General features: G+C 32.3%; 4 protein-coding genes. All 4 read left to right on the top strand.

Annotation, left to right across the window (positions count from 1 at the left end; all coding sequences use genetic code 11):
• The first annotated feature begins 33 nt into the window (after window positions 1–33).
• Genes thiE through ABGX27_05730 form a run of 4 tightly spaced genes read left to right on the top strand, consistent with a single transcriptional unit; the run spans window position 34 to window position 4170 of the window.
• Complete coding sequence (thiE, locus tag ABGX27_05745; GenBank protein ID MEO2068998.1) at window positions 34–669, top strand: thiamine phosphate synthase; 636 nt, start codon at window positions 34–36, stop codon at window positions 667–669.
• Complete coding sequence (locus ABGX27_05740; GenBank protein ID MEO2068997.1) at window positions 670–1959, top strand: O-antigen ligase family protein; 1290 nt, start codon at window positions 670–672, stop codon at window positions 1957–1959.
• Window positions 1931–3070 (top strand): glycosyltransferase family 9 protein, encoded by a 1140-nt coding sequence (locus tag ABGX27_05735; GenBank protein MEO2068996.1) that lies wholly within the window; start codon window positions 1931–1933, stop codon window positions 3068–3070. The genes ABGX27_05740 and ABGX27_05735 overlap by 29 nt, the downstream gene beginning before the upstream one ends.
• Complete coding sequence (locus ABGX27_05730) at window positions 3064–4170, top strand: glycosyltransferase (protein ID MEO2068995.1); 1107 nt, start codon at window positions 3064–3066, stop codon at window positions 4168–4170. Before ABGX27_05735 ends, ABGX27_05730 begins: the two co-directional genes overlap by 7 nt.
• Window positions 4171–4337: the final 167 nt, after the last annotated feature.

The following is a 4337-nucleotide window of genomic DNA, read 5'->3' as shown; positions in this document are numbered from 1 at the left end:
TCGGCCCTACCATTCACACTTCCTGAGGTAAAAATGGAAAAACAAAAAATAAATCTTTTTCTTTATGTAATTACAGATGAAAGATTTTTAAACCTTTTAAACATAGCTGAAGCCGTTGAAAAGGCAATCCTCGGTGGAGCAACTGTTGTTCAGTATAGAGCAAAAAAGAAAACTTCTAAAGAAATGTACGAAGAAGCGAACCTAGTAAGAGAAATAACTAAGAAATATAATGTTCCTTTTATTGTTAATGACCGCTTAGATTTAGCACTTGCTGTAAAAGCTGATGGTGTTCACGTTGGACAGGACGATTTACCTGTAAGAACAATACGAGAAATTGTCGGTAATGAATTCATAGTGGGACTTTCTACTCACAATTTGGAACAAGTTAAAAAAGCAAATGAAGAAAATCTAGCAGATTATATTGGTTTTGGCCCTATCTTTCCTACAACCACGAAAGAAAATCCTGACCCTGTCACTGGAACTGAACTTTTATGTAAAGCAGTAAAAATCTCAAAAATTCCTGTTGTAGCTATTGGTGGAATAAATGAAGAAAATATAGATGAAGTTAGAAGGTGTAATCCAAGGGGTATTGCTGTTGTTCGTGCTGCGTTTGAGAAGGGAGATCCTTTTGAGAATGTTAGAAGATTAAAACAAAAACTGGAGTCCTAAGTGTTTGTAAAAGAAAAAATAGAAACTCTGGAAGAGAAACTAATAATATTTTCTACATTCTTATTTGCTTTAAGTATTCCCATATCAGTAGCTCTTGATAATGTTGCAGCAGGAATAGGTATCTTAGGACTTATTCTTCTTTTCATTTCAGGAAAGGTTTATCCTCTGCCACCTTTAAAAAAATTTACTTTCCTGCTAACACCGCAAGTATTGGAAACGTTATTAAGAACTCCATCTAAAGTCTTTAAAACGGATCTTAATCAGCATTTTATTCCTTATTTTACTGTTTATAAAACATTAACTCTAAAAAGCAACTACTTGCATAAACTTTTAAATGTCTTGGTCATTTCCTCTTGTCTTTTAGCATTTTCTGTAATTTTTGAGGCTTTTACTTGGCAAAATATAAAACATATTAATTTTGATACACTTTCTTTCCATACGAATATTATAAGGTCAAAGGGATTTCTTGACAATGCTTTAACTACAGGAGGAGTTTTATACCTACTTCTAGTGCTTTTTTTAGGATTTTTTCTTCTTTTAAGAAAGAAAAGGTTTCTGTTTTCAGCAATTTTTCTATTTTTAGCTCTTCTCCTTTGTGGTAGCCGTTCTTATTGGGTAGGATTTTCAATTTTCATTTCTTTAGTTATTCTCTGGATCCTCTTTTCACGAAAAAAAATAAAAGATCTGCTTTTCATAACTTTACCTATCATAATAATCGGATCAGTTTTCTTAAGTACTCCCCTTTTAAAACATAGGCTTTACAGCATAATCGATGTAAAAACCAATGGTAGCAACATGATACGGCTAGCTTTGTGGAGAGCCCATTTAAAGGCTTTCTCATACCATTATTCTTTTAAAGAGAAGTTCTTCGGAGCTGGTTATAAAGCCAGTGAATACGCATGGAAAGAGTATCCTGAAAGTGTTAAAGAAATATTTGGAAGAGAGTTTAAAGAAGAAAGGCTAAAAAAAATATTTTTCGGAGGACTAACCCATAACATCTATCTAAAATACCTTACAAAATATGGGATTATAGGTCTTTTAGGATATCTTGCCTTCTGGGGATTCATTTTTCATGAAAATCTCAAAAGAAAGAATCAAACTGACTATAAAGTATTGATAAATACTCTCCTCGCCGGTTATGTCGGATTTCTGATTGCAGGATTTTTTGAAAACAATTTTACTGATGCTGAAGTTCAGTTTGCTTTGATGTTTGTTTTGGGAGTGAATTTCTTTCTTTTAAATTTTAGTGGGAAAGTGCGGGATGAAAGGTATAAAAAAGAACCTAAATAGACTACTTACTGTTGACTTTCTCTTTAGAAGGACGAAATACAAAAATTCGGTTCTTTTGATTAGAGATGATGGAATAGGAGATTTTTTACTTTTTTCAGGATTTCTTCCCCTTTACAAGGAATTTTTTTTACAAAAAGGCCTTGATCTATTCCTTTTAGTAAGAAAAGAAGTTTTTCCATTGGCGAATTTGTACCTTCAGGAGGATAGAATTATTACCTTAGATAAAAAACTTTATTATTATTCCTTATCTTATAGGAGAAATTTTCTGAGAAAACTCTTAGAACTGTCGCCAGCATGTATAGTGTCTTCCATACATCGTTCATCGGAAGGAGACGATATTATTAGTCTAATCGGAAGGGGTAGAATAACAATAGGTTATGAAGGAGAAATTTCTATAAAAAGAAAAAACAAAAGATTCCTTTTCGACGTTTTTGTTGAATCATTTGACAGGAAAAGAGTTCCTGTCGCCTCTAAGTACAACCACGTAGTCTACCATGAAAGACATTTTTACTCCCAATTATCTAACAAAAAGATTTCCTTAGTAGAATGCAAACCATTTATTCCGTTACCGAAGGAAGAAAATAAAATAGCAAATCATAGTTATTTTTCTTGTATCGTTGGAGCTGGAAGTTTTAAAAGAGTCTATCCAACAGACAAACTAGCTAAAGTAATAACTTTTATACTAAAGAAAACCAACTTTAAGTGTTTACTCTTGGGAGGCGAAAAAGATCTGCAGATTGCTTCCTTGTTGGTAAATTTTTTACCACCATCACTTAGAGATAGAATCATAAACCTTGTGGGTAAAACCTCCCTGATAGAAAGCTTACTGTTGATAAGAGATGGTATATTAACCATAGGAAACGAAACAGGACTGGTACACGCTTCTTGGATAATGGAAATTCCTACTATTATGATCTATGGAGGAGGTCATTTTGGTAGATTTTTGCCGTTAAACCGATACGGGAATGTGGTTTACAAAAGATTGGATTGTTACTGTTGCAACTGGAGATGCTCCTATAAAGAAACTCCGGTTAGATGTATAGCTAGTATAAAGGAAGAGGACATCTACCAGCTGGTAGATAAAATTCTAAAGTGGAGTATTAGATGTTAAAAAAAGTTCTTTTTCTTTTGGGAAAGGCCAACATTGGTGGTATTGAACGGATGGTTATAGATCTCTTTAAATACATGAATAAGTATAAAAAAACGCTTGGAATAGACCCATATTTTGTGATCTTTTGTGAGGAAGGAGTTCTTTTAAAGGAATTGAAAGGAGAAAAGAACCTTTACTTTCTATATTCAGGCAAAAATAGGAAAATAAAGACAATTAGTGTAGATTTTTACTTTAAATTGAGAAAGTTAATAAAAGAAATAAAACCGAATATTCTTCATTTCCACAGTTACCCAGTAGATTTTATAGGAGTTATTTCTTCTCTGGGGCTAAAAGTAAAGAGAATAGCCCATATACATAACTTTCATTTTATTGGAGGTAAGAAGAGGATTAGAAAATATAGATTTATAAGTAAATATATAGACGGCTTTATCTATGTTTCCAAAGCAGTAATGGAAAATGTAGATCCTCTCTACAACGCTTATTGTTCAAGAAGGGAAGTTTTATACAACTTTATAGTTCCTGAAAGAATAGAAAACCTTCTAAGACAAGAATCTATAAGCAGAAAGGAAATAGGAATTCCTGAAAAAGCCACTATTTTTTGCTTTGTCGGAAGATTAACAGACAACAAAAACATTCTAAATTTAATAAAAGCAATGTCATACCTTAAAGACAAAAAAGACCTTTACCTTTTACTAGTTGGAGGAGGTAAACTAGAGGAAAAAGCTAAAAATTTAGCAAAAGAATTAAAACTTGCAAATATAATTTTTATTGGACCGACCTCAAATCCTTTTAAATATTTAAAAATTTCTGATGTTTTTGTACTACCTTCTATAATTGAAGGATTAGGGATAGCACACTTAGAAGCAATGTATTTAGGTTTACCTTCACTAATTTCTGAAAATGTTCCTTCTAAAGAGATAGCGTACGATGCATCACTTATATCTGGTACTTCTCCCGAATCTATAGCTAAAGGAATGGAAATTCTTTACAAACATAAAGATATGAGAGATACTTTAGGAGCGAAAGCTAAAGAAATAGTTAAGGAATTTTTCATCGACAAATATCTTCAAAGACTTTATGAAATATACATGGATTTGTGAAGATGAAAGAGAATATAAAGAGTTTATTTCCTTGGTGGTTGTTTCGATATTTAAAAGGAATGAAACTTCTCCTTGTAGTTGCCCTTATCACTATGCTTCTTAATGCAGGAATTACTTCTTATATAGCTTACTTTGTTAAAGTCATCGTAAACACTGTATTTGTTTCT

Source organism: Desulfurobacteriaceae bacterium (assembly GCA_039832905.1).
Taxonomy (GTDB): domain Bacteria; phylum Aquificota; class Aquificia; order Desulfurobacteriales; family Desulfurobacteriaceae; genus Desulfurobacterium.
Note: the sequence above shows the minus strand (reverse complement) of the source record. Positions and strands in the feature narration are given on the sequence as shown.

What these genes read in the sequence shown, in the direction of transcription:
- ABGX27_05730 (MEO2068995.1), top strand. Translation starts at nt 3,064, where the DNA reads ATGTTAAAAAAAGTTCTTTTTCTTTTGGGAAAGGCCAACATTGGTGGT.
- thiE (MEO2068998.1), top strand. Translation starts at nt 34, where the DNA reads ATGGAAAAACAAAAAATAAATCTTTTTCTTTATGTAATTACAGATGAA.
- ABGX27_05735 (MEO2068996.1), top strand. Translation starts at nt 1,931, where the DNA reads ATGAAAGGTATAAAAAAGAACCTAAATAGACTACTTACTGTTGACTTT.